This is a genomic window from Candidatus Nasuia deltocephalincola (assembly GCF_024820135.1).
On sequence record NZ_CP094197.1, the window covers coordinates 38,020 to 63,705 of the forward strand.

The 25,686-nt window shown below is 15.9% G+C and carries 29 protein-coding genes, 6 tRNA genes and 1 other RNA gene; 18 read left to right on the forward strand and 18 right to left on the reverse strand.

Going from position 1 to position 25,686, the window contains the following annotated elements:
• Positions 1-87 precede the first annotated feature (87 nt).
• On the reverse strand, positions 88-330 hold the full coding sequence (locus tag MP021_RS00255) for a hypothetical protein (RefSeq protein WP_259286596.1): 243 nt from the start codon (positions 328-330) through the stop codon (positions 88-90).
• A 67-nt stretch (positions 331-397) separates the two neighbouring features.
• Between MP021_RS00255 and MP021_RS00260 the strand changes: the two genes are divergently transcribed.
• The 11 genes from MP021_RS00260 to MP021_RS00310 all read left to right on the forward strand — a co-directional run bounded on the left by MP021_RS00260 (position 398) and on the right by MP021_RS00310 (position 10,325).
• A tRNA-Val gene (locus MP021_RS00260) sits at positions 398-469 on the forward strand.
• Positions 470-495: 26 nt separating this feature from the next.
• A complete protein-coding gene (locus tag MP021_RS00265) occupies positions 496-2,649 on the forward strand; it encodes a class I tRNA ligase family protein (RefSeq protein WP_259286597.1) in 2,154 nt (717 codons plus the stop codon).
• Positions 2,650-2,710: 61 nt separating this feature from the next.
• Positions 2,711-3,496 (forward strand): methylenetetrahydrofolate reductase, encoded by a 786-nt coding sequence (locus tag MP021_RS00270; protein WP_320412285.1) that lies wholly within the window; start codon positions 2,711-2,713, stop codon positions 3,494-3,496.
• 3 nt (positions 3,497-3,499) lie between these two features.
• Complete coding sequence (locus tag MP021_RS00275; protein ID WP_259286598.1) at positions 3,500-3,715, forward strand: hypothetical protein; 216 nt, start codon at positions 3,500-3,502, stop codon at positions 3,713-3,715.
• Positions 3,716-3,946 carry a cold-shock protein gene (locus tag MP021_RS00280; protein WP_259286599.1) on the forward strand — a complete coding sequence of 77 codons (231 nt, stop codon included), beginning with the start codon at positions 3,716-3,718 and terminating at the stop codon, positions 3,944-3,946.
• Positions 3,947-3,968: 22 nt separating this feature from the next.
• Positions 3,969-4,158: a transfer-messenger RNA gene (ssrA, locus tag MP021_RS00285) on the forward strand.
• Positions 4,159-4,415: 257 nt separating this feature from the next.
• Positions 4,416-4,487: transfer RNA gene (locus MP021_RS00290), tRNA-His, on the forward strand.
• Between the two features lie 25 nt (positions 4,488-4,512).
• A complete protein-coding gene (gene metE, locus MP021_RS00295; protein ID WP_259286600.1) occupies positions 4,513-6,810 on the forward strand; it encodes a 5-methyltetrahydropteroyltriglutamate--homocysteine S-methyltransferase in 2,298 nt (765 codons plus the stop codon).
• Complete coding sequence (dnaE, locus tag MP021_RS00300) at positions 6,811-9,840, forward strand: DNA polymerase III subunit alpha (protein WP_259286601.1); 3,030 nt, start codon at positions 6,811-6,813, stop codon at positions 9,838-9,840.
• Positions 9,818-10,057, forward strand: coding sequence for a 30S ribosomal protein S16 (gene rpsP, locus MP021_RS00305; RefSeq protein ID WP_259286602.1), 240 nt, complete (start codon positions 9,818-9,820; stop codon positions 10,055-10,057). The genes dnaE and rpsP overlap by 23 nt, the downstream gene beginning before the upstream one ends.
• The gene (locus MP021_RS00310; RefSeq protein WP_259286603.1) at positions 10,032-10,325 is read left to right on the forward strand and encodes a 50S ribosomal protein L19; all 294 of its coding nucleotides are present in this window, start codon (positions 10,032-10,034) and stop codon (positions 10,323-10,325) included. Before rpsP ends, MP021_RS00310 begins: the two co-directional genes overlap by 26 nt.
• A gap of 14 nt (positions 10,326-10,339) precedes the next feature.
• Here MP021_RS00310 and MP021_RS00315 read toward each other — a convergent pair whose 3' ends face one another.
• Together MP021_RS00315 and MP021_RS00320 are read right to left on the reverse strand one after the other, a co-directional pair.
• A complete protein-coding gene (locus MP021_RS00315; RefSeq protein ID WP_259286604.1) occupies positions 10,340-10,585 on the reverse strand; it encodes a c-type cytochrome in 246 nt (81 codons plus the stop codon).
• Positions 10,576-10,872 (reverse strand): hypothetical protein, encoded by a 297-nt coding sequence (locus MP021_RS00320; RefSeq protein ID WP_259286605.1) that lies wholly within the window; start codon positions 10,870-10,872, stop codon positions 10,576-10,578. Before MP021_RS00320 ends, MP021_RS00315 begins: the two co-directional genes overlap by 10 nt.
• Positions 10,873-10,900: 28 nt before the next feature.
• On the opposite strand from MP021_RS00320, the gene MP021_RS00325 reads away from it, so the two are divergent.
• Entirely contained in the window at positions 10,901-11,173 is a 273-nt protein-coding gene (locus MP021_RS00325; RefSeq protein WP_259286606.1) for a hypothetical protein, read from the forward strand.
• On the opposite strand, the gene MP021_RS00330 is transcribed toward MP021_RS00325, so the two are convergent.
• From MP021_RS00330 to MP021_RS00345, 4 genes are all read right to left on the reverse strand, one after another.
• Positions 11,171-11,243, reverse strand: a tRNA-Ile gene (locus MP021_RS00330). The two genes, MP021_RS00325 and MP021_RS00330, sit on opposite strands and share 3 nt — an antisense overlap.
• 15 nt (positions 11,244-11,258) lie before the next feature.
• Positions 11,259-13,007, reverse strand: a complete 1,749-nt coding sequence (locus MP021_RS00335; protein WP_259286607.1) for a sigma-70 family RNA polymerase sigma factor — start codon at positions 13,005-13,007, stop codon at positions 11,259-11,261.
• On the reverse strand, positions 13,007-13,798 hold the full coding sequence (locus MP021_RS00340; RefSeq protein WP_259286608.1) for a GTP cyclohydrolase, FolE2/MptA family: 792 nt from the start codon (positions 13,796-13,798) through the stop codon (positions 13,007-13,009). The genes MP021_RS00335 and MP021_RS00340 overlap by 1 nt, the downstream gene beginning before the upstream one ends.
• A gap of 1,038 nt (positions 13,799-14,836) precedes the next feature.
• Positions 14,837-14,910, reverse strand: a tRNA-Pro gene (locus MP021_RS00345).
• A gap of 175 nt (positions 14,911-15,085) precedes the next feature.
• Here MP021_RS00345 and fdxA point away from each other — a divergent pair.
• Both fdxA and MP021_RS00355 read left to right on the forward strand, forming a co-directional pair.
• A complete protein-coding gene (gene fdxA, locus MP021_RS00350; RefSeq protein ID WP_259286609.1) occupies positions 15,086-15,406 on the forward strand; it encodes a ferredoxin FdxA in 321 nt (106 codons plus the stop codon).
• 4 nt (positions 15,407-15,410) lie between these two features.
• A tRNA-Asn gene (locus tag MP021_RS00355) sits at positions 15,411-15,483 on the forward strand.
• A gap of 15 nt (positions 15,484-15,498) precedes the next feature.
• On the opposite strand, the gene MP021_RS00360 is transcribed toward MP021_RS00355, so the two are convergent.
• The 7 genes from MP021_RS00360 to MP021_RS00390 form a co-directional block, all read right to left on the reverse strand.
• A tRNA-Leu gene (locus MP021_RS00360) sits at positions 15,499-15,583 on the reverse strand.
• A gap of 27 nt (positions 15,584-15,610) precedes the next feature.
• Positions 15,611-16,567: a GTPase gene (locus tag MP021_RS00365; RefSeq protein ID WP_259286610.1), complete on the reverse strand. Its 957-nt coding sequence runs from the start codon at positions 16,565-16,567 to the stop codon at positions 15,611-15,613.
• Positions 16,557-16,802 (reverse strand): 50S ribosomal protein L27, encoded by a 246-nt coding sequence (locus tag MP021_RS00370; RefSeq protein WP_259286611.1) that lies wholly within the window; start codon positions 16,800-16,802, stop codon positions 16,557-16,559. The genes MP021_RS00365 and MP021_RS00370 overlap by 11 nt, the downstream gene beginning before the upstream one ends.
• The gene (gene rplU / locus MP021_RS00375) at positions 16,771-17,139 is read right to left on the reverse strand and encodes a 50S ribosomal protein L21 (protein ID WP_259286612.1); all 369 of its coding nucleotides are present in this window, start codon (positions 17,137-17,139) and stop codon (positions 16,771-16,773) included. Before rplU ends, MP021_RS00370 begins: the two co-directional genes overlap by 32 nt.
• A complete protein-coding gene (gene ccsA / locus MP021_RS00380; RefSeq protein WP_259286613.1) occupies positions 17,139-17,447 on the reverse strand; it encodes a cytochrome c biogenesis protein CcsA in 309 nt (102 codons plus the stop codon). Before ccsA ends, rplU begins: the two co-directional genes overlap by 1 nt.
• A gap of 272 nt (positions 17,448-17,719) precedes the next feature.
• Complete coding sequence (locus MP021_RS00385) at positions 17,720-18,031, reverse strand: hypothetical protein (RefSeq protein ID WP_259286614.1); 312 nt, start codon at positions 18,029-18,031, stop codon at positions 17,720-17,722.
• Positions 18,024-19,445 (reverse strand): hypothetical protein, encoded by a 1,422-nt coding sequence (locus MP021_RS00390; protein WP_259286615.1) that lies wholly within the window; start codon positions 19,443-19,445, stop codon positions 18,024-18,026. The genes MP021_RS00385 and MP021_RS00390 overlap by 8 nt, the downstream gene beginning before the upstream one ends.
• Before the next feature lie 11 nt (positions 19,446-19,456).
• Between MP021_RS00390 and rpsB the strand changes: the two genes are divergently transcribed.
• Positions 19,457-20,131, forward strand: coding sequence for a 30S ribosomal protein S2 (rpsB, locus tag MP021_RS00395; RefSeq protein ID WP_259286490.1), 675 nt, complete (start codon positions 19,457-19,459; stop codon positions 20,129-20,131).
• Positions 20,124-20,648, forward strand: a complete 525-nt coding sequence (locus tag MP021_RS00400; protein ID WP_259286491.1) for a ribosome recycling factor — start codon at positions 20,124-20,126, stop codon at positions 20,646-20,648. The genes rpsB and MP021_RS00400 overlap by 8 nt, the downstream gene beginning before the upstream one ends.
• Here MP021_RS00400 and MP021_RS00405 read toward each other — a convergent pair.
• From MP021_RS00405 to MP021_RS00420, 4 genes are read right to left on the reverse strand one after another with little or no spacing between them, the layout of a single operon-like run.
• The gene (locus MP021_RS00405) at positions 20,632-21,072 is read right to left on the reverse strand and encodes a hypothetical protein (RefSeq protein WP_259286492.1); all 441 of its coding nucleotides are present in this window, start codon (positions 21,070-21,072) and stop codon (positions 20,632-20,634) included. The genes MP021_RS00400 and MP021_RS00405 overlap by 17 nt on opposite strands.
• Complete coding sequence (locus MP021_RS00410) at positions 21,059-21,181, reverse strand: hypothetical protein (RefSeq protein WP_259286493.1); 123 nt, start codon at positions 21,179-21,181, stop codon at positions 21,059-21,061. The genes MP021_RS00405 and MP021_RS00410 overlap by 14 nt, the downstream gene beginning before the upstream one ends.
• Entirely contained in the window at positions 21,172-22,569 is a 1,398-nt protein-coding gene (locus MP021_RS00415; RefSeq protein WP_259286494.1) for a cbb3-type cytochrome c oxidase subunit I, read from the reverse strand. Before MP021_RS00415 ends, MP021_RS00410 begins: the two co-directional genes overlap by 10 nt.
• A gap of 6 nt (positions 22,570-22,575) precedes the next feature.
• Positions 22,576-23,319: a cupredoxin domain-containing protein gene (locus MP021_RS00420; protein WP_259286495.1), complete on the reverse strand. Its 744-nt coding sequence runs from the start codon at positions 23,317-23,319 to the stop codon at positions 22,576-22,578.
• Positions 23,320-23,325: 6 nt separating this feature from the next.
• Between MP021_RS00420 and MP021_RS00425 the strand changes: the two genes are divergently transcribed.
• On the forward strand, positions 23,326-24,003 hold the full coding sequence (locus MP021_RS00425; protein WP_259286496.1) for a 2,3-bisphosphoglycerate-dependent phosphoglycerate mutase: 678 nt from the start codon (positions 23,326-23,328) through the stop codon (positions 24,001-24,003).
• A gap of 61 nt (positions 24,004-24,064) precedes the next feature.
• The gene (groL, locus tag MP021_RS00430; RefSeq protein ID WP_259286619.1) at positions 24,065-25,684 is read left to right on the forward strand and encodes a chaperonin GroEL; all 1,620 of its coding nucleotides are present in this window, start codon (positions 24,065-24,067) and stop codon (positions 25,682-25,684) included.
• The last annotated feature ends 2 nt before the right edge of the window (positions 25,685-25,686 follow it).

The window sequence follows — 25,686 nt, forward strand, 5'->3', positions numbered from 1 at the left end:
TTTTATATTTTACAAAAGTTTTTTAAGTAAAAATATAATAAATATTATAAAATTTATAATTTTTTATTTAAAATTAAACCATTATATTTATGATATTTTTATAAACATAAAACCAGATAAATATAAAAAATTTGACAACTGTATAGATTTAAGTTTATTTTTTTCTATATTTTTATCTTTTTTTAATTTAAATTTAAACTCTAAAATATTAGTCCTCGGAGGTTTAGATTTTAAAGATGGAAAAATAATAAAAATTGAAAATTTGTCATTAAAATTTAAATTCATAAAAAAAAAATTTAAAATATTAATAGTTTCTAAAAAAAATAACATATATAATAATGATAAACTAATTATATTAAATTTTGAATATTTATATGAGGTTTACGAGTTTTTAAAAAGATGTTTAGCTCAGGGGGAGAGCAGCGCTTTTACAAGGCGCTTGTCGGGAGTTCAAATCTCTCAACATCTACCTTAAAATAAATTTTATATATTTTAATGTTTTTAAAAAATATTAATTTTTTATCTATGATACCATATCCTTCAGGAAGAATTCATTTAGGGCATGTGAGAAATTATATAATAAATGATTTGTTTTCAAGATATTTTAAATATAATTTTAAAAAAACACACATGTTTATGGGTTGGGATAGCTTTGGCACGCCTGCTGAAAATGCATCTTTAATTTTTAACTCTAAACCTTTAAAACTAATAAATAAAAATATTATTTATATGATTAAACAAATAAAATATATTTCTTTTTGTATAAATTGAAAAAATATTTTTAAAACATGTAATTATAAATATTATTATTTTGATCAATTTTTAATATTAAAAATTTTAAAAAAAAATTTGCTATATATCAGCAATAAAAAAGTAAATTGAGATTCCACCGATAAGTCTGTTTTATCTAACGAACAAGTTTTAAATGGTAGAGGTTGAAGATCTAATTGTATTATAAAAAAAAAAAACATATTAACATATTATTTAAAAATTTTTTTTTATAAATTAGAAATATATAATGAGTTGTGAAATTTAAAATGACCTTTAAACATAAGGGTTATGCAAAAAAAATGAATTTTAATAAAAAAATTTTTTCTATACTATTTTTTATTTTTTTTAAATTTTTTTTTTAATTATATTAATGAATTAAAAAATATATACTTTTTTTTATTAAATAATTATTTTTTTATAAAATTAAAAATATTTAAAAATTTCTTTAATAAAAAATCATTAAATTTAAATATAGGTTTTTTATTAAAAAATAGATTATCAATAAAATTAGAAATTTGAAATTTAAAAATAAAAAAAAATATAATCTTTAATTATAATAAAAAATTTAATAAATTTTTATATTATAATAACTTTAAAATTTTTATAGAATATTTTTTAAAAGGTTTTAATATTTTAGATTTAAAATTTAATTTTAAAAAAAGAGGTATAATTCATATAAGCAGTCTTTGAAATATGAAGGGTTGGGGCGTTTCAAGGCAGAGGTTCTGGGGCGCGCCTCTGCCATCTTTTTACTGTAATTTCTGTAATAAAAGTTTTTTAATTAAAATTAATAATTTACCCATTGTAATATATAAAAATTTAAGGTTTAATAATTTATTTTATTATAAATATTTTAGTTTAAAAAAATGTTCAATTTGTAATAATTTTTCTTTTAAAGAAAATTATACAATTGATACCTTTTTTAATTCTAGTTGATATTATTTAAAATATTTTTATAATAGAATGTTTATAAATATAAACATGCCAATAGATGTTTATATTGGTGGTGTTGAACATTCTATTTTGCATTTATTATATATGAGATTTATAATAAAATTTTTAAGAGATAAAAAATATTTAAATTTTAGTGAACCCTCATCAGAAGTGTTTACTCAAGGTATGATATTATCAAAAAATATTTATGATAAAAATTATTCTAAAATGTCTAAATCAAAAAATAATTTTATAAATCCTGAGAATATTATTTTTGATTATAATTTAGATTCTTTAAAAATCTCAGTTTTAAAAAATTCTTTAAATAAAGATTTAATTTGAAGCAAAAATAATATTAAAATTAGTTTTTTTATTTTAAAATTTATAAATAAATTATTTTTAAATAAAAACACTTTACTATTTGATAAAAATAGGTTTTGAAAAAATTATGTAATTTCTTATAACTATAAAATTGTTTATAAATTTATAAATAAAAATTTTAAAAAAATTGTTAATTTTTCAGAAAATATAAAAAATAATATTAATTTTTTAATTTTTTTAATAAAAATTATAAAGAAAATTGAAAAATTTAAAATATTAAATTTATTTATTTTAAAAAATATAATTTTTAATTTTAAAAAAATAATAAATTACTTTTTGCCTCTTTCGATAAATGTTTTTTGATTTAAATTAAAAATCAATAAAAGCTTTAAAGTAAATTATTATTTTATTAATTTTTATAAAATATTTTTTTTAAAAATTTATTTTAAAAAAATATTTATAGATCTAAATAATAAAAAAATAGGAAATATTTTTTATAAAAATTTTTTTTTAAAAAAAAGTATTTTAAATTTTTTATTTTTCAAAAAAAATTTTTATAAAAAATTTATATTAAAAATCATAAAATTAAATAATGCATTATTAATAAACACACACATACATTAGTTTTTTAATAAAATAATAATGTTTTTAAAAATTTAAAATATTTAAATAAATCAAATTTTCATTAGAATTTTATATATCTAAAAAAAACTTATTAAAATTAATAAATTTTAAAAAAATTATTAATATAAAAGTTCAATTTATAACAATAACTTACAATAATTTTAAATTAAATAAAAAAATAATTAATTATTTTTTAAAAAAAAAAAAAAAAATAATTCCTCACATCATATGTAAAAATAATATAAAAAAATTTAATTATTTAATAAATATGTATTATATAAATAATTTAAAAAATTTTATGATAATAAAAGGTGATGTTAAAATATCTAATTTTTATTATTGTTATAATTTTTTAAATATTATAAAAAATAATTATAAAAACTTACTCAATATTTATTTGGGTATATATTCAGAATTTCATCAAAATAATTTAAAAAATATTTATGATTTTAAAAATAATATAATAAAAAAAAATATAATCTTTAAAAGCATTTTTATAAGTCAATATATTTATGATTTTAATTCATATTGTTATTTTTATGACGATTTAAGTAAAATTAAAGAAAATATAAAAATAATTCCAGGAATAATGCCGATTAATTGCTTAAAAAAGATAATATCTTTTTCAAATATATGTAAATCAAGTCTACCTGTATGGTTAATAAAAAAATTATCAAATAATTTTTTTAAAAAAAAAAATTTTAATAAAATAAATATTGAAATTAATTGCAATATTATATTTAAAATTAAAAAATTTAAAATAAATTTTATTCATTTTTATACCATGAATAACGCAAAAATAATAAATAATATTTTTAGTTTTTTAATAAATAATTTTAATTTTTAAAAAATGTTTAAATGTTTAAAATTTTTAGGTAAGATTTTAAAATCAATCTTATCTATTTTTACTAATAAAAATCTTTATAAAAAAAGTATAAGTTTACTTGTTTTAAAATATTTAAAAAATAAAGTAAATAATGAAAATAAATTAAGCTTTTTAATTAATAAAAAAAAATTTTTAATATTTAAAATAAAATATTTTTTTTTCAGATTTTTATTAAAATAAATGAAAGGTATAGTAAAATGATTCAATGACGCTAAAGGTTATGGTTTTATAGTTTCAGAAAAAAATAATGAAGATATTTTCGTACACTTTTCCTCAATAATAATGCAAGGTTTTAAAACCTTAAAAGAGGGTCAAAAGGTCGAGTTCGATATTCTGGATACAGGCAAAGGTAAGCAGGCTTCTGATGTTAGAATGTCGGATTGTGAGGCTGTTGAGGGGGTGCCTGTATAAAAATTAGAATTAAATAAGATTAGGGGGTGGCATGGTTTTGACAGTGGTTTTTAAGATTTAAGTGCATTAAAAAATAAAATAATTGCATAGGATTCAAATCTGTTTTATAAAATTTTATAAAATATTATTTTTATAAAAAATATAAATAATTTATTATGTGGTGCTTATTTTTAAAAACCATTGGACGCGGGTTCGACTCCCGCCACCTCCAATTAAATTTTTTAAAAATTTTTAATATTTTTATAATATTTTATATTTATATTTTTTGTAATTTTTTTTTTTTTAAAAATAATACTTATTTTTATAAAAAATTTTTTAAAATTAAAGTTAAAAATATTTTTTATTTAAAATTATTAATTTATAAAAATTTAAAAGATGATTATTTAAATTTTTTAAATTATAAAATTTTTAAAATTAAATTTTTTAAATAATTTTAAAATATTAAAAATAAAGATTTAAAAAATTAATAGTAATTGTAGCTTAAAGGTAAAGTCCAGGATTGTGGTTCCTGTTGATATGGGTTCAAATCCCGTCAATTACAAAAAATCTAAATAATAAAATTTTATATGATTACTAGTCACATTATAGGTCAATCTAGAATTGGTTTTAATAGAGATTTAAAAAAATCTCTAGAACGTTGTTTTGAATTTAATGAGTGTTTTGAAAAAAATAAAAATTATTTAAATGAATTAAAAAAAAAAGTATTATATAATAATTGAAATTTAAAAATTAATAATAATATTAATTATATAAACATAGGTGACTTTTCTTTTTATGACCATATTTTAGATAATATATTTAATGTTAATTGCACCCCCAAAAGGTTTAAAATTAAAAATAATGAAAATTTTTTTAAAAATTACTTTATTTTAGCAAAAGGGGATACAAATAATCAGCCTCTGGAAATGAAGAAATGGTTTAATACAAACTACCATTATTTAGTTCCTGAGTATGATTTAGATACAAAATTTTCATTAAATTTAAGTATATTAAAAAATGATATCTACTTTGCAAAAATATTTAAAAAAAAAATAAAATTTATAATAATAGGACCATTAACTTTTTTAAAACTAGGAAAAATAAAAGATAATAAATTAAAAAACAGATTATTATTATTACCTGAATTATTATTATCTTATTTTAGTTTAATAAATGAATTAAATAATAATGTAGACTTAATACAAATAGATGAACCTATATTAATATTAAATTTAAGTGAAATATGGTTAAAATGTTTTAAAAATACATATAATATTTTATGTTCATATTTCACTAATATAATGATGGCTACATATTTTGAACAAATAAATGCAGCATATTTAAAGTATTTAGAAGGCATAAATTTTTTTTCAATTCATTTAGATCTCATCAATTATAAAAAAATAAATAATTTTATAAAAAACAAAAATATTAAATATAATCACATATCTTTAGGTATAATTGATGGTAAAAATATATGAAAAAATAATTTAGAAAAATCATTTTATATTATTAATGATATAAAAAAGAGTATGATGATATCAACAAGCTGCTCGTTGATGCATGTACCTTTAGATTTAAATTCAGAAAAATTTAAAAATAAAAAAAATAAAATTATAAAAAATTGAATTTCTTTTGGTAACCAAAAATTAGAAGAAATTAAAAATTTATCAGAAATATATAAATTAAATTTATATAATAATAAAAAAAAATATATGAATAAAAATTTTATAAAAAATATTTTTTTTGTTATGAATAAAAAAAAATCTAAATTAGTATTTGTCAAAAATATACAAAATAAAATAAAAAAAATAAATATTAATGATTTTAAATATAGAATTAATTATAATTTAAGAAGAAATATACAAAAAAAATATTTTAAATTAAATACATTTACAACAACAACAATAGGGTCCTTCCCCCAAACACCCAAAATAAGAAAAATAAGAATTGATTATAAAAATAGCGCAATATCTAAAAATAATTACGAAAATTTAATAAAAAAAGAAATTTATTTTATTATAAAAAAACAATTAGATTATAAATTAGATATACTTGTACACGGTGAACCGGAAAGGGGTGATATGGTTGAATATTTTGCACAATCTATTGAGGGCTTCTTAACAACAAATAACGGATGGGTGCAAAGTTATGGTTCCAGGTATGTTAAACCACCAGTTATATATGGAGATATACATATAAAAAATTATTTAACATTAAATTGGGCAAAATATTCTCAAAGTCTCACTCAGAAACCCCTAAAGGGAATGCTGACTGGCCCTCTAACTATGATAAAGTGATCCTTTAGAAGAATTGATCAACCAAATTATATAACAACTATACAGATGTCTTTAGTTTTAAAAAAAGAAATAAAAAAATTAGAAAAGATAGGTATAAAAATTATACAGATTGATGAGCCAGCAATAAGAGAGTTTTTACCTATAAAAAATGATAAATATAAACATTATTTTAATTGAGCTATAAAAACATTTATATTAATTTTAAGTGGAATAAAAAACAATACACAAATACACACCCATATTTGTTATTCAGAATTTAATAATATTATTAATTTTATAAAAGATTTAAATGTAGATGTTGTGTCTATAGAAACATCTAGATCTAATATGTCTATTACAACAACACTTAATGATTATGCTAACGATATAGGTTTGGGTGTATATGACATACATACAAAAAGAAAAATGGAAATAAATTATGCTATATATTTAATTAAAATAATAATAAATAATATTGATATAAAAAAAATATGAATAAATCCTGACTGTGGCTTAAAAACAAGAAAATGATTAGAGATAAGTAAATCTTTAAAGAATATAGTTTATTGTTCTAAAATATTTAAAAATTTAAAACTATCCTTTTAGATGAGAGATTTTACACATTTCAGGTTATATACAGAATGCTCCATATATAAAAGCATAGCAAGGGTGGAAGATATTTTAAATAAAGTTAAAAATGATAAACAAAAATGTATATGTATAACAGACACTAATAATCTTTTTAATGTTCCAAGGTTTTATAACGAATGTTTAAAAAGAGGTATAAAACCAATAATAGGTTGTGATTTTAAATTAAAATATAAAAAAAAATTATATAACATAGCTTTAATTTTAAAAAATAATTTTGGTTATATAAATATTTGCAAATTAATAAGTAAATCTTTGATATATAATAAAGGTTTTTTGAGTTATAATTTTTTAAAAGGCGTTTTTAAAAAACATTTATTTTTGATTTTTAATTTAAACTATAAAAATTTCAATAAATCTAATAGTTATAATTTTATAAAAAGTAGCATAAAAAACATATGTAAAAATTTTAAAAATCATTTTTATTTAGAAATACAAAAAAATAAAAGAAATTACAAAAAAATAATAAATATATCTAATTCTTTAAAAATTCCAATATTGGCAACAAACCCTATATATTTTTCAAAAAAAAAAGATTTTTTAGCTTATAAAGCAAAAATATGTATTTTTAATAAAAAAAAAAAAAAAATATTTAAAAATAATTTTTTTAAAACATCAAAAAATATAAATAAAATATTTTATAAATTACCTAATTCTATAAAAAATGTTTATGAATTACAAAAAAAATGTAATTTTATAATGAATTTTAATAAAATAAAAATACCTCTTTTTAAAATTAAATCAAAAATTAATAATAATTTTTATTTTTTAAAACTTTTAAAAAAAAAATTAAAATTTTTTTTAAAAGATAATAATAAAAAAGATAAAAATATTTATAAAAAAAGATTAATCAATGAAATAAGAACCGTAATAAAAATGAATTTAGTAGATTATTTTTTAATAGTTGAAAATTTCATAAAATGATCAAAAAAAAAAAAACTCCAAGTAGGCCCTGGAAGGGGTTCTTGTACAGGGTCGCTTATTTCCTTTTTATTAAATATAACAGAATTAGATCCGATAAAATATAATTTGTTGTTTGAAAGATTTTTGAACTTAGAAAGACAAAATATACCAGATTTTGATATTGATTTTTGTCAGTTTGATAGGGAAAAAATTATAGAATATATAAAAATAAAATACGGTATTGAATCAGTTTGTCAAATAGTTACATTCAATAAAATGGCGCTAAAAAACTCTATAAAAGATATTGGTAAGTTTTTAAAATTTAATTATTATTTTATAAATGAAATAAATAAAATTATAGAAGAATCTTATATTAAAATTAATACTTTAGAAATACTAAAAAATAATAAATTTTTTTTAGAAATTTATAATAACAATAATAAAGTAAAAAAATTAATAAACCTTTCTATTAAATTAGAGGGTTTGATAAAAAATTTTGGAACACATGCTGGAGGTGTTGTTATAAGTTCAAACAGCATTTTTTGTCATATGCCCATATTTATACAAAATAATATCATTGTAAGCCAATATTTTAAGGATGATATAGAAAAAGTAGGTATATTAAAATTTGATTTTTTAGGATTATCAACATTAAGTATAATTAAAAATTGTTTAAAAAGAATTAAAAAAAAAATAATATTAAAAAAAATAAAATTAAACGATGAAAAATGTTTTAAAAACCTAAAAGAGGCAAACACCATTGGCGTTTTCCAATTAGAGAGTTGGGGAATAAGAAAATTTTTAAAAAAAATAAAACCTGACAATTTTGAAAACATAATAGCTATAATTTCATTATATAGGCCAGGACCCATTAAATTAATTAATGATTTTTATTTAAGAAAAATAAAAAAAAAAAAAACTGTATATATAGATAAGAAATTAAAATATATATTAAAAGAAACACATGGAATAATAGTTTATCAAGAGCAAATAGCTCAAATAGTTAAAGAGGTGGCAAACTACACACTAAATGAGGCTGATGTTTTTAGAATTATGATAAGTAAAAAAAAATTTAGTGAAATGATAAATCAGAAAAAAATATTTATAGAAAAATCTATAAAAAATGGCTTTAATTATAATAAAGCCAATATAATATTTAATATTATAAAAGAATTTGCTAATTACGGTTTTAATAAATCGCATGCCGCCGCCTATGCAATGCTTTCTTATTACACTCTATGGTTAAAAACTTATTATGTTGATTATTTTATGTCGTCAAATATGTCATTTTTTTTTAAAGATTCAAATAAATTAAATTTAATTATAGCTGACTCTATAAAAAATGATATTAAAATATTACCTTTAAATATTAATAAATCTTGTAAAGATTTTATAAATTTAAAAAATCAATTTTATAAAAAAATAAGATTAGGTTTTAAGGGTTTAATAGGTTTAGGCGAAAATATAATAAATCATATAATATTTATAAGAAAAAAAAAAAAATTTAAAAGTTTTTTTAATTTCTACAAGAGGGTTGATAAAAGATTGGTAAACTACAAAAGTATGGAAGCTTTAATAAGTGGGGGTTGTTTTGACTCATTAAATTGTAATAGAGCTAATTTGATAAAGAAATTAATAATTTTATCTAAAATTAATTTTAAAAAAAATGAAAAAATAATAAATTTAAAAAATATTTATTTTAAAAAAAATTATTTTTGAAAATTTAAAAAAAAAATATTAGAAGAAAAACTTATTTTTGGTTTTTTTGCCATTAATAGTATATATAATATATATAAAAAAAGATTTTTAAATTTTATGAATTTAAATGAAAATATAATAAAGGGAATAATATTAAATATAAAAGAAGAAATTAATAATAATTTTTTTAATATATACTTAATTAATGTAGAAAATAAAATTTTAGAAATTAAAATAAATAAAAATATATTTATAAAAAATATAAATATTATAAATAAATATAAATTTATAATAATTTTAATAATAAAAAAAAAAATAAATAATAGCGCGGCGCTTTTAGCCGAAAAAATAATAAATTTTAAAAATGTTAAAAATAAGATTTTTTAGAAAAGGTTTAAAAAGAAGACCATTTTATTCTCTAATAGTTATAAATTCAAAAAATCCAAGAAATGGTAAATTTATAGATAAAATTGGGTTTTTTGACCCTTTTTCTAAATTAAAAAAAATAGATTTAAATAAATTTTTATATTGAAAAAGTATAGGAGCAAAACCTACAAATTCTGCATTAAAGATAATAAATGAGTTTATTAAAAATAATAAATAAAAAAATAATAAATAAAAGTTTCAATACAGGTGATTGAATTTATTTAAAAAAAAAAAAAAGTATTTTTGATAAAAAAATTACAGAATTTGATGGTTTTATTATTTCAATAAAAAGAAAAAATATAAACCCTATAATAACAATAATAAAAAAATTTAATAACATTGTAATTAAAATAATATTTTTAATTAATTCGCCGCTAATTATTGATTATAAAATTTTAAAAAGTAAAAAAAAAGTAAAAAAATCAAAAATTTATAATATCTTTTAAAAAATATATAAAAATTATATTTTATTTATAAAAAATAAAATATTTTTTATATCAAAAATCGACAAATTATTGATTTGTGAGCTCATTAAAAAGTTGTTTCTGAAAATGATATTTTTATATTTATTAAAAGATCATAATAAATAATCTATATGTTGATTTTTTATTTTTGGATAAAAATTTTTAATTTTCAAAAATTTGAAAATATTGTGACAAAAAAAACAATTATGTATTTTAATAAGATTTTTGCCTTTTAAAAACATTTTAAAAAAAATAATATATTGAATAATTCTTTATAATTTATATAATTAGAAATTAAATTCATATAAAAAGAATTTCTTTTAAAATTTTTATATAAAATTAAACTATATTTTAAATACAATATGTTTTGATTCATTATATTGGGCGCTTTGTATAAAAATTTATAATTATTAATAAATAAATTATAATAATGACAATTAAAACAAATTAAAATTTTTTTAAAATTATAAATTTTTCTGTATTTTTTTAAAAAAAAAATATTTTCTTTATCAATAAATATAAAAAACAAAAAATAAAAAAGTTTAATAATTATTTTTATGAATAAAATTTTTTCGCCCATAAAATTTATAAAAGATTATAATTGTTGTTTTTGTCATAATTTTAAAAAAAATAAAAAAATTTTACCAAATTTTTATTATATATCTAAAATATATAAAAAAAACTATAAAGCAAAAAAATATTTATTTAAAAAAATAAAGTACGGCAGTAAAAATATTTTTAAAAAAAATATTTTAATGCCATCATTTTTAAATATAAAGAAAAAATATATATACTATTTTATAAAATGATTAATAAATTTTTATATTTAGGTTTAGAGGGATTTGAACCCCCGACCAATCGATTATGAGTCGATTGCTCTAACCGCTGAGCTATAAACCTTTTAAAATATATGAATTATATATTGTAAAAATATTTTCTCATTTTTTTTAAAGAGTCATTTTGTAAAGATCTGGTTTTATTTTTAGACATATTATACATTTTACCAATTTCTTTTAAACTACATTTTTTAAAATTATTTAAACCATATTTCATGCTTAAAAAATCAGGATAGCTTTTATAGTTTTCAATTTTAATTATTTTAGATATTTTATTTTTTAACATTTTATCAAAAATATCTTTTTCAAAATTTGAATTATTATTATTTTTATAATCAAAATATCCCTCATATTCTTCTTCATCTATTATTTTGGTCATTGAAATAGGTATTTTATTATAGATTAATATTTTTTTTATTTTAATTTTTTCTATATTCAAATTTTTAGATATACAATCTATACTTGGTTCAATATTATATTTTTTTTTATAATTTTTACAAAAAAAGTGTATTTTTTTAAAAGATTCCGATATATATTGGGGTATTTTTATTATTCTATTACTTTTATATATAAAATTATTTATAGATTTTCTTATATTATATCTTGCAAAATTTTCAAAACTATATTTTAAATTCATATTATAAGAATTTACTGATTTTATTAAAGAAATGCTACCTTCTTGAAAACAATCATTATAAAAATTGTTTTTTTTATATTTTTTTGTTAAATTATTTACAATATTTAATTTTAATTTTACTATTTTATTTCTTATAATATCAATTTTTAATTTTTTATTTTCTATATAATTAAAAATTTTAAATAAAGAGTAAAAATTCGTTGAATACTTTTTTTCTAAAAATTTTATTTTTTTACTTTTTTTTTTTAAAAATTTTAAAAAATTATTTTTAAAATTTATGTCAAAATATTTAAAATTAATTATGTTTTTTAATCAATTTAAATTTGATCCATATTTTAAAAAATAAAAATTAAATTCTAAATAATTTAAATCTATTAAATTACAAACATTATCATATATTTTTGATTTTATTTTAAAAAATATTTTATTTTTTTTATTTAAAAAATAATAAAATTCATCAATCATTTCTAAATTAATTTTAAATTTTATAAATTTTTTTTTTAAAAATTTTAGAATTTTAAACTTTTCATAATAATTTTTATTTACTCTAAAACTATTTATATTTAATATCAAAAAATTTAATACAGTAAATATTTTTTTTATTATTAAAAACATTTTATCTTTAGAAAGATCTTCATATAAATAATTATTTTTTTTTTTATTTTTATTAAAATAAGGGTAATTTAAAAATATTAAATTAGATTTAATGCTTTTTATTTTGTATATTAAATTATTTAATCTAAAATTTTTATTTAATTTAAAAATATTGCTAACAATAAATATATTTTTAGAAAAAATTTTTGATATTTTAATTAAATTTTTATCTATATTTTTATAATATTTTAGAACATTATTTTTTTTTAAATTTTTAAAATTTTTATTTTTATTATAATAATAATATGTATCATTATAATCATTATAATTTTTATATTTATAATTATTTAATAAAATCTCACTGTAAGGTAAATCTTCAATAATTTTTATTTTTAATAATTTTATTATAGATATTATTTTATTTAAATCATTTAAATCTATATTTTTAAAAATATAAAAAAATTTATTATAAGTTAAAATATTAAAATTCTTTTTACAATAATTTATTATCTTTATTATATTGTTTTTATAATTTTCAAGATTTATATTTTCTAAAAAGTGTAGATTTAAAAGTTTATCTAAATAATTTATTTTCATTATTTAAATTTTTTTGATAAAGCATAAACATCATGATTGTGTATAGATTCTAAATTTTCTATTTTTAAAAAAAAATTTTTTTTTTTAAAACAAAAATAAATATTTCTAATTAAATCTTCTATAAATTTAGGATTTTTATAAGAAAATTCTGTAATATATCTTTCATCCTTTCTTTTTAAAATAGATCATAAAGAAGATGATGATTGATTTTCTAAAATTTTTATAAAATTATTTATATAAAAGTTTTTTTTTTTAATTATAAAAAAAAAGGATATAAGACATCTTTGATTATGAGCATTAGAAAATGATATAAGTTTAGAGCAGGGGCATAAAGAATTTACTACGGTTACAATTCTTATAAAAAAATTTAATAATAAATTTCTTTTTTCTAATAAAAAAGTTAATTTGTAATTATATAAGGTTTTAAGTTTTGTTAAAGGTGATATTTTTTTTAAAAAATATAAAAAACAAACTTGTATAAAAATATCATTACTTTCTAAATTTTTTACAAAAATTTTATAAGAATTATAAAAATATTTTAAACTTAAAGGCTTAAATAATAATTTGTTTAAAATAAAAATAATTCTAGACATGTGCACACCCCTTTTATATTTAATTAAAGAAACGCTTATGTTTCATAAACCTATTGTTCTTTGTAATCTTCCGCTATTTAAATTTAATGTGAAAGGATAGTGCAGATTTTTTATGCCGACTTTATTTATAAACAATTTATTTACATTTAAAACACTTTTAATTTCTTTTTTACTTATAGTTATATTTTTATAAAACATGAAAATTGTTAAAAAAAAAAATATTAAAATAATTATATGGAAAAAAATACTAAAAATAAATAAAAATTATATTAAAAATTTTAAAATAGTTTTTGAAGTAAAAAATTTATATTTTAAAAAAAATATAATATTATTAAATGCTTTAAACAGTTCGCAGCATTTTTTTGGTTTTTATAAATCAAACATAAAAAATACAGGATGAATTGATAAAATAATAAAGAATTTTAATAAATTTAAAATAATTTGTTTTGATAACATAATATATCCATATAGTTCTACAAATATTAATAGTTTAAATGTATTAAAAAATAAAAAACTAAATAAATTTTTAAAAATTTTTGATATAAATCATATAAAAATAAAAATTAATTTATTAAAAAAGATAAATATAAAAAATTTTTATATAAATATAGGTTTTAGTCTTGGAGGATTAAAAAATATATTATTATCTATAATTTATTTTAAAAAATTAAAATTTTCATTAAATATAGCAACGACTAAAAAAAATTACATAAAAAATAAAATAAAAAATAATGAAAATTTAATATTTTTAAAAAATATTAAATTTTATAATAATAAAAAAAACAATTTCATCAATATAAATAATTTAAAATTATTGAGAAAATCAAACAACATAGACTATATTTCAAAAATAAATATTGTAAATAAATGTAAAAAAATAATAAAAAAAAATTATATATTTAATAAATATAAAAAAAATATATTTAAATATTTAAATTATAAAAGTAATAAATTTATAAAATATTTTAGTATAAACTCTTATATAAATATTTTAAAAAATTTAAAATTTTATTTAAAAATAAAAAAAAACATAAATTTTAAAAATTTAAAAAATATAATAATACATTTTAAAAACGATAAAAAATTTAATAAAAAATGTTTTTTAAAACTAATAAAATTTAATTTAAAATTAAATAGAAAAATAAATTTTAAGATAATAAAATCAAAAAATGGTCATGATTCTTTTCTTTTATATAATTTAAAATATTTTAATATTTTAAAAAATATAAACAATTTTCGGAGTGATAAGATTCGAACTTATGACCCCCTGATCCCAAATCAGGTGCGCTAAACCACTACGCCACGCTCCGTGAAAATAATAATAAAGATTAATTTTAAATATTATATTAATTTAAAATGAAATGATGTCTTAAATGTATTTTTTTATTTTCTTTATTTATAAATAAACTAATATTTTTATTGTAAAATCTCAAACGCAATCGTTTATTTTTTTTAGAAATTGATTTTTTGCTTTTTTGAACACCCATGACATATATTGTAACAGAAAATTGTATAAAATGTAAATACACAGACTGTGTAAGTGTCTGCCCTGTAGACTGTTTTAATGAGGGTGATAAATTTTTAGTAATAAATGAAAATTTATGCATAGATTGCGCAATATGTGTACCAGAATGTCCGGTGGGGGCAATATATTCTGATTTAGATTTAAAGGAAAATCAAAAAATATTTTTAAAAATAAACTCTGAATTATCTAAGGTTTGACCAAATATAAAAAAAATAAAAATAAATAAAAATATTAAAAAGTGAATAAATATAAAAAATAAATTACACCTATTAAAACTTTAAATTATCCCTGATAGCTCAGTAGGTAGAGCAACGGACTGTTAATCCGTTGGTCCCTGGTTCGACCCCAGGTTAGGGAGGGTTTTATATGATTTTACGTAAAGTGGGATTCGAACCCACATAGAAATTTCTTCTAACAGATTCTAAATCTGCCGCATATACCAGTTTCGCCATTTACGCATCCAATATTTGTATTTTAAAATTAATTTAAATAAATTTTTTAAATATATAAAAATTTTTATAATTAAAAGTGTTAAAAAAAATAAAATTATATCAATTTAAAAAAATTTTTAATTTAAAAATAATTACACTTTTATATTTAGAAATTAAATCTATTTTATTGAAAATTAAAAATCTAGGTTTATAAAAAATAGATCTATTATATGTATATATTTTATTGTTAAATAATTTAAAATTAAAAAAAATATTAAATATAAAAAAAAAGTTTAAAAAATGAAAAAATATTTTAGATAACTTATAAGAAATTTTAAATTTTAAAAAATTATAAAAATAATAATTTTTTAAAAATCCAGGATTATCTAATATAGATATTTTTTTATTTTTATATAATTTTATATAAAAAAAATTTTTTTTCAAAGTTGTATAATAATAATTAGAAACTTTTATATTATTTTTGAAAAAATTAGAAATAAAACTACTTTTTCCCGTGTTTGTCAAACCTATTAAACAAATATTAAAATAGAAGTTGTTAAACAAATAAAATGATTTAGAAATTCCAGAAACATCTATATTATATTTTTTATTAATATAATAATAATTTACAAAACCCTTAGTGCCCCGACCACCCTCTATAATTAATTTTGCAACCTTTCTATTTTTAAAATTAATAAAACTATTATTTGTAATATTAAAAATTTTACATTTGTAGGGCACTCTTAATAAAATATTTTTTCCATTTTTTCCATTTTTAAATATTTTATATGAATTTTTACCATTTTCTGAAAAAAATTTATTGTTATTTATATAATAATTAAAATTACTTTTTAAAATTTTATCAAAAAAAAAATAAATGTCACCACCTTTACCGCCATTTCCAAAATTTTTTTTTAAAATCTTATTTTTCTTTAAAAAAATTTTTTGACCAACCCCCCCGCTTCCTGAGCTTAAATATAATTTAACAAATTCTAAAAATTTATAAAACATATATTATTCTTTTTTTATTTTTTTTTTTTAAAAAAATATAACCAAAAATTAAAGAATATATTGTATAATCTTTACCCATAGAAGTGTTTAAACCTGAATAGAAACTGCTACCTTTTTGTCTAATGATAATATTCCCGGGGTGGACAAATTCTCCAAAACTTTTTTTAAAACCTAAATATTTAGGTTTAGATTCCCTACCATTCCTAGAAGAACCTCCAGATTTTTTTTGAGCCATTTATTTTAAAAATATTTAAAAAATATTTAAAATTAAAATTTTCAATAATTATTTCAGTATATTTTTTTTTAAAATTATATTTTTTTTTAAAACCTTTTCTTTTTTTAAATTTTAAAATAGTAATTTTTTTTAATTTTTTATGATTTAAAATTCTTGCAATAATTATAATTTTATTTAAAAAAAAATTATTTAAAAAAAAATATTTATTGCAACTAAATAATATTATATTATTTATTAATATTAAAGAATTCAATTTTATATTTAAATAATCAATTTTTATTATTATATTTTTAAAAATTTTATATTGTTTTCCTAAAATCTCTATAATGAAATACATTAAAAAATATATAAATGCATACTATTTTTATAAATAAAATTTATTAATAAAAAATTAAATAATATTAATATTAAATTAAATACATTTAATATATTTAAAAAATAATTATATTTAATTGAATTTAAATGTATTATTAATAAACAATTAATTCATAATATAAGAGATCACAACTCTTTGATATCTCAATTCCAATATGAACCTCAAGAAGTTTTTGCTCAAATAGAACCTATAATATTGCCTAAAGTATAAAAAAAAAAAGAAAATAAAAATTGAGAACTTAAAAATTTTAATATTAAAAATTTATTCAAAAAATAATAAAGAAAAATAAAATAAAATAATGAAAATATAGATATATTATAAAATATAGAATAACTGAAAATTAAAAAAATAATATGGTAATTTATAAAAAAAGAATCTAATATTAAATTTTTACTTTTTATTAAAAAAAAACTTTTAAAATTATTTATTAAAAAAATAAAAAAAATAAAAAAATAAAAAAAATAAAAAAATAAAAAAAAAAATATATTATATTTTAAAGTAAAAAAATATAATATTTTAAATATAAAAAAAAAAATAAAAATTAAATAAATAAAATATAAAAAAAAATTTTTTTAAATATAATTAAAAAATTAATATTAAAAAATAAAAAAAATCATATAAAAAAAATAACAATTAAAAAAATATTTAAAAAAAAAAAATAAAATAAATATTTTAAAAAAAATAATTTAAATATAAAAATTTTTAAAATCAATAAAAAATAAAAAATTATGATAAAAAAATTTTTAATATAATAAAAATTAATAAATATTATAAAAAACATATAATTTAAAAAAATTAAAAAATAAAGAATAAAAAATTTAAAGATAAAAAAAATTAATTTAAATTTAAACATAAATTAAATCTAAAAATAATTTTAAAAAAAAACATAATAAAAAGAAAAATATTATTAAAAATAAAAAAAAAATAAAATAATCCTTTCCTAAAAAAAACAAAATAAAATTTTTTTTATAAATAATTTTTAAATCTAAAAAAAAAAAATAATTTATTTTTTTTAAATTTTTTATAAAAAAATTTTTATAAAAAAAAAAATTAAAAATATTTAAAAAAAAGTAGTTTAAATATATAATATTTTTATTATAAGACTTTAAATTAATATATTTTAATAAATTTAAATTAACAATATTTAAAACATTCTCGTTGATTATTTTTTTTAAATAAAATATTTTTAAAAAATCTTTACTTAAATAAAAATTAAATTTTAAAAATTTTTTAAAAAAAATAGGAATATTAAAAAAAACATTTCTTTTATTATAAAAATTAAAATCTATAAAATAATAAATAACTTTATTTTCTATAAATTCATTTAAATATAAATTATAAGTAATAAATTTTTTATTAAAATTTTTAAAATAAAAAAAAAATTTAAAAGAAGGCCCCATATTAAAAATTAAATTATCTTTAAAAAAAATTTTTTTTAAAAAAAAATAAATTTTTTCTATAAAAAAAATATTAATATGATTTGAAACTTCTATAAAATTATTATTATTTAATTTACTATCAATTTTTAAAATAAAATTATTTTTTAAAAAATATAATTTAAAAAAATCGCCATTATAAGTTTTTAAAAAAACTTTTTTAATATTTTTATTATAAATATCAAAAATATAAAAATTTAAATCAAAAAAAAAATTATGATTTTTTTTAAAATTATAAATTGAATTATTTTTAAAATAAAAAGAATAATTAAAATTTAAAAGTATTTTTATAAAACTATTTTTATTTTTTAAAAAAATAAAAGATTTATAAAATTTTAATAAATTTTTTTTATTATAAAATATTTTTAAATTTTTAAAATTAATAAAAAAAAAATTAAATAAAAAAAAATGTTTTTTATTTTTCAAAACCGCCGAATTTAAAATTCAATTTTCAGGAATTCAAACATTAAAAAATACATCATTTTTTAAATTTTTTAAAATAAAAAGTAAAAATAAAATAAAAAAAAAATGTATAAAAAAATAAAATTTTTTTATATTTTTTTTTAAAAAAAAATTAAAAAATATACAAAAAAGTAATAACAAAATTATAATAAAAAATAAAAATTTTATAAAAAATTTTTTAAAAAAATAACCAATATTAAAAAAAAAAAAAAATTTATTAAAAATATAAATATTTTTTAAATATAAAAAATTTTTATTTAAAAAAGTAAAAAAAAATATATAAAAATTTAAAAAAATAAAAAATATATAAAAAAAATAAATAGAATTAAAAAGTAAAATTTTTTTTTTAAAAATTTTAATTATTTTCATAAATTAGAATAATGAGAAAAGAGTTTATTATAAATGAAATGATAACAAACAATATCCACTTGGGTCATAGGAAAAATTTATTAAACCAGTCTATGAAAAAATTTATTATAAATATAAATAAAAAAATAAATATAATAAATTTAGAGATAACTTTAAAATCATTAAAAAATATATCACTTATATTAAAAAATACAAAAAAAAACAATAAAAAAATTCTTATTGTTTGTGTTGAAAAAAAAACAACAAAAATAATAAAATCGGCATCAAAAAAAATAAATATGCCCTTTGTGTGTAAAAGATGACTGGGGGGGACCTTTACAAATTTTAAAACTTTAAAAACAACAATAAATAATATTAATTATTTAAAAATGATAATAAATGATAATAATTCAAAAATTAAAAAAAAAAAAAAAGAAATATATAAAAAAAAATTTAAAAAGTCGATGAGTTTTTTAGAGGGTTTAATAAATATGAAAAATTTACCTGAATATTTATTTGTAATAAATGTAAAAAAAAATAAAAATGCTTTAGAAGAAGCTAAAAAAATGAATATTTCTACAATAGGGTTAGTTGATACAAATAATTCAACAAAAAATATAGATCATATAATACCAGGAAATGATGATTCTTATAAATCAATTTTTTTTTTTATAAAAAAAATAGTAGAAATAATAAACAATGTGTAATAAAAATTTTGAAAGTCTAAAAAATAGAATAAATGAATTTATAGAATTATTTAAAGAAAAAATTAAAAAAATTGATTTAATAAACAACTATAAATTTATAATAAATAAAATAGAAATACAAGAAAATAAAAATAATTTTAAAAAAAAATTATTAGATTTATCCGAAATAGTCAAAGATGGTGAAAACAATATAATAATAAAACCATTCAAAAAAGAAAACATAAAAATAATAGTAGATAAATTAAAAAAAATAAAAAAAGATATAAATTTAACAACTTTTAAAGATTTTATAAAAATTAATAAAGAAATAATAACAATGGAAAAAAAAAATAGTTTAATAAAAATTATAAAAAATGAAAAAGAATTATTAAAAATTTTGATAAGAAATTTAAGAAAAAAAGAAAATAAAAAATATGAAAAAGATTCAAAAGAAAAAAAAATAATTCAAAAAATAATAGATGATAATATTAAAAAAATAGAAAATATTAGTTCAGAAAAAATTAAAAATATAAAATAAAAAATATTAAAAAAATATTAAAAAAATTTTTTTCAAAAATTAAAAAGTTATAAATAAAAAAAAAATTAAAATAATATAAAAAATAAAAATTTAATTCAAAAAATAAAAAGTAAAAAATAGAGTGATCAAAAATATAAATATAATTTATAAAATTTAAAAATTTAAAAAAAAAAAAATTAAAAATTTTAAAAATAAAAATATTTTTTATATATTTATCAAAATTAAAAAAAAATATTAAAAAAAATTTAAAAAAAAAAAAAATTTTAAAAATTTCATTATAACAAAAATTATAACAATTCAGATAACCAAAATAAAAAATATTATAATTTAAAAAAAAAATCTTTTTTAAATTATAACCTAAAAAAATAAAAAAAATATTATAAATTATAAAAAAAAAATTTATAATAATATTAAAAAAAAACATTAAAAAAATTTTTAAAAAATAAGTATATAAAAATAAAATAAAAATAATAAAAATAAAAAAATTTAAAAAAAAAAAAAAAATAAAAATGATAAAAAAAAATTAAAAACATAATATAGGAAGAAATATAAAATAAAAATAATATATTTGAGAAAAACCCAAAAAAAAAGAATTATATGTTATAAATTTATTATAAAAACTATAACAAATAGGATAATCAAAATATCTTCTGGGCATGCCCTTAAAACCTAAAAAGTGCATTGGGAAAAAAGAAAAATTTAAAAAAAAAAATGTTGTTCAAAAATGTAATTTAGATCTAAAGGTATTAAATTTAACTCTAAATAAAATTGGTGACCAGTAGTATCAACAAGAATATATAGAGAAAATTGAAGATGAAACCATTATATAGTGGAAATGAGCCACAACAAAATATGTTCCATGATAGAAAATATCTAAAGGTGCCGAAGACAGCAGGAGTCCGCTAAATCCACCCACTATAAAAAAAAAAATAAAACCTAAAGCAAATAAAAATGGTGTTTCAAAATATAAAAAACCTCTTCAGATGGTGAATATTCAATTAAAAACTTTTATACCTGTAGGTATAGATATAAGCATAGTACAATACATAAAAAAAGATTGAGCTAAAAAGGGTACACCACTAACAAACATGTGGTGTCCTCAAACAATTAATGATACAATAGATATGGAAATTATGGCATATATCATGCTTGAGTATGAAAAGATTTTTTTTTTAGTAAAAACAGAAACTATCTGAGATATTATGCCAAAAGAGGGCAGAATAATAATATAAACTTCCGGGTGGCCAAAAAATCAAAAAATATGTTGATACATTACAGGGTCACCATTAAAAACAGGATTAAAAAAAGAAGTATTAAAATATTTATCAAAAATTATCATAGTAACAAGACCAATTAAAACAGGAACGACAATAAGACTAAGATAAGATGAAATAAGAAATGACCATAAAAATATTGACATCTTTAATAATGATAATTTAAAAAATTTTAATATTGTTAAAGAAATATTTAAAGAGTTAAATATAGTAGAAAAAGATAAAAAATATATTGAAAAAATAATAAAATCAATATTAAAACCTGATTGTATAGATAAGGGTGTATAAAGAGTTCAACCTGAAGATAAATTTCCAAAAGGTAAAAAAAAACTAAAAATAATAAATATAGATGAGAATAAAAGAAAAAAGAAAAAAAAAAAACCGGATTTTAAAAAAAATAAATTTTTATAAAATAATAAATAAGGAATAACTCAATAACATAAACCATTAAATGACGGTATTAAAAAACCAAATATCATTATTAAACCATGTAATGTTGTTAAAGAGTTAAAAAAATCAGTTTTAAAAATATTATTTGAAAAATTTATTAATTCTAATCTTAAACCAAGTGCCAATATTCCTGAAAATATAAACATAAAAAAAGAAAAATTGAAATAAAAAAAACCTAACAATAAATTATTATTCATTGATTTTTAAAAATTTAAAATTAAAATTTTTTTTAAAAACATAGAAATTTTTCATTTTTTATAAGAATTGTTGGAAATAAAATTAACAACAAAAGGCATATATGAGTGGTTTTTACCACACAATTCACTGCAAAAACCAAAATATTTTCCAAATCTATTAGATTTAAAATAAAAATTCTTTAAAAATCCTGGAACAAGATCTTGTTTTAATGAGATGGAAGGGATATATAAGGAGTGTATAACATCATTTGAAATTAAAATTAATCTTATTAAGGTATTTATAGGCAATATTAAATTATTATCAACTGATCTTAAATAAAAAATATTAAAATTTTTATTTAAATTAAAAATTTTAAATAGACAAGTTGATAATATCGAAAAATAACTTATATTTTTATTAAAATTATCTAAGTAAACAAAATACCATTTTCACTGATAAGATATTATTTTGATATTAAAACAAGATCCAAGTGATTTTTTTATCTTTAAAAATAAAAAAATAGATAAAAAAAAAAATAATAAAATAAAATAAAATGGCACAATAATTCAAAAAAATTCAAATAAAAAATTTTTTAAAAAATAAAATTTATTATTTTTTAAAAAATAATTATATAAAAAAAATAAAATAAAAAATACAAAAAAATATAAATAAAATAAAATAAAAAATAAAAATAAAAATATATTAAGCTTATGAATAAAAATAAAAAAATTATTTATAGGATAAATTAATTTTATTTTTTTAAAAATCATTTTTAAATGAAAAAAACTTTCAAAATTGTTCTGGTTAGACATGGGGAATCTACGGGAAATATAGAAAACAGATTCACAGGCTGGTTGGATGTTGATCTTACAAAAAATGGACATATGTTATCTTATAGTGCTGGAATAAAATTAAAAAAATTAAAATATAATTTTGATATTTGTTACACCTCTATGTTAAGAAGGGCGATAAAAACTTCGTGAGCAATATTAGATGCTTTAGATTTATCACATATAAAAATAGTAAAAGATATAAATCTAAATGAGAGACATTATGGGGAATTATCAGGTATGAATAAATTAGAAGCTGTTGTTAAATATGGTTCTGAAAATATAAATAATTGATTAAATGCGTATAATAAGAGACCGCCATTTTTAAAAGAGGGGGACATTAGATTAAAAAGATTAAAAAAAAAATATAAAAATAAAAAAATTCCAAATACAGAATCTTTAGATGATCTTTTAGTTCGCGTATTAGGGTTTTGGAATGAAAAAATAAAAAAAAAAATAAAAAAAAAAAAAATTATTATAGTTGCGCACAGTAATATATTAAAAATATTAATTAATTATTTAGATAATAAAAAAGAAAATAGTTTTTTGGAAAATTCAAAACCAATAATTTATGAATTTGATAAAAATTTAAATAAAATAAAAAGTTATAACATATTAGTATAAATATTTAATTTTAATAAAATAATGATAACTCCATGGTTTAAAATAAAAATTAATTTAAAAAATAAAAATGAAAGAATTATTATTTGGAAATAGCATCAGAAGGAAAATGATGGATGGGATAGAACTGTTGACCGAAGCAGTGAAAATAACATTGGGCCCAAAGGGTAAAAATGTGATATTGGAAAGAAATTTCAACACACCTTTAATAACAAAAGACGGTGTCACTGTTGCCAAAGAAATAGATTTAAAAGATAAATTTGAAAATATGGGAGTTCAAATATTAAAGGAGGTTGCTTCTAGAACTAGTGAGAACGCAGGTGATGGTACAACAACAGCTACAGTTTTAGCATATTCTATGATAAAGGAAGGTTTAAAATATATAACATCGGGATTAAATCCTATAGATTTAAAAAGAGGTATTGAAAAAGCAACCACAGAGGCGGTGAAAGAATTAAATAAAATAAGTAAAAAATGTGACACCACAAAAGAAATTTCTCAGGTGGCATCCATATCTGCAAACAACGACGATAATATAGGGAAATATATCGCAGAAGCTGTTGAAAAAATTGGAAAAGAAGGAATAATAACTGTTGAAGAAGGAAAATCGCTAGAAGATGAATTAGAAATTGTTGAAGGTATGCAATTTGAAAGAGGTTACATATCTCCATATTTTATCACAGACCAGGAAAAACAGGTTGCGATATTAGAAAATTCATTTATTTTAATATATAATAGAAAAATATACAATATAGAAGAATTAATAACAATATTAGAGGCGGTATCAAAATCAAAAAGACCCCTCTTAATAATGTCAGAAGATGTTGATAGTGAAGTTTTAGCAACTCTAATATTAAATAATTTGAGAGGGAACATAAAAATTGCTGCAGTGAAATTGCCCGGGTTTGGCGAAAGAAGAAAAGAAATACTGGATGATATAGCTATTTTAACTGGAGGTACAGTTATAACTGAAGAATTAGGACTTTCCTTAAAAAAAGCAAGCCTGTCCGACTTAGGTCAAGCCAAAAAGATAGAAATTCAAAAAGAAAACACCATAATAATAGAGGGTGCTGGGGACCCTTATGACATATCTAATAGAATTAAAAATCTTTCCAATCAAATAAATAAAAGTAAATCACAATACGAATCAGAAAAACTTCAGGAAAGATTATCAAAACTTTCTAATGGTGTAGCCCTAATAAGAGTTGGGGCGGCAACAGAGGCTGAGATGAAAGAGAAAAAAGCAAGAGTTGAAGACGCCCTACATGCGACAAGGGCAGCGATAGAGGAAGGGATAGTTCCTGGAGGTGGTGTGGCCCTATTTAAGATAAAAAACATTATTTCTAAACTAGAGGGTGAAAATGAAGATCAGAATAGTGGAATAAAAATAGTTTTAAAATCTATGGAAGAACCCATCAAACAAATCATAAATAATGGAGGAGAAGAAGCGGGTGTAATTTTAAATAATATATCAAATAATAAAAATATAAATTATGGTTATGATGTTGTTAAAAGAGAATATTTTGACTTAATATCTAAAGGTATTGTTGATCCTACAAAAGTTACAAGAACAGCACTTCAAAATGCCTCATCTATTGCAGGTTTAATATTAACAACTGATGTAGGGATTGTTAATATAAAAAAAAATAAAGATGATGAGGGTGACGAAGAGGATGTTGAGTAGCT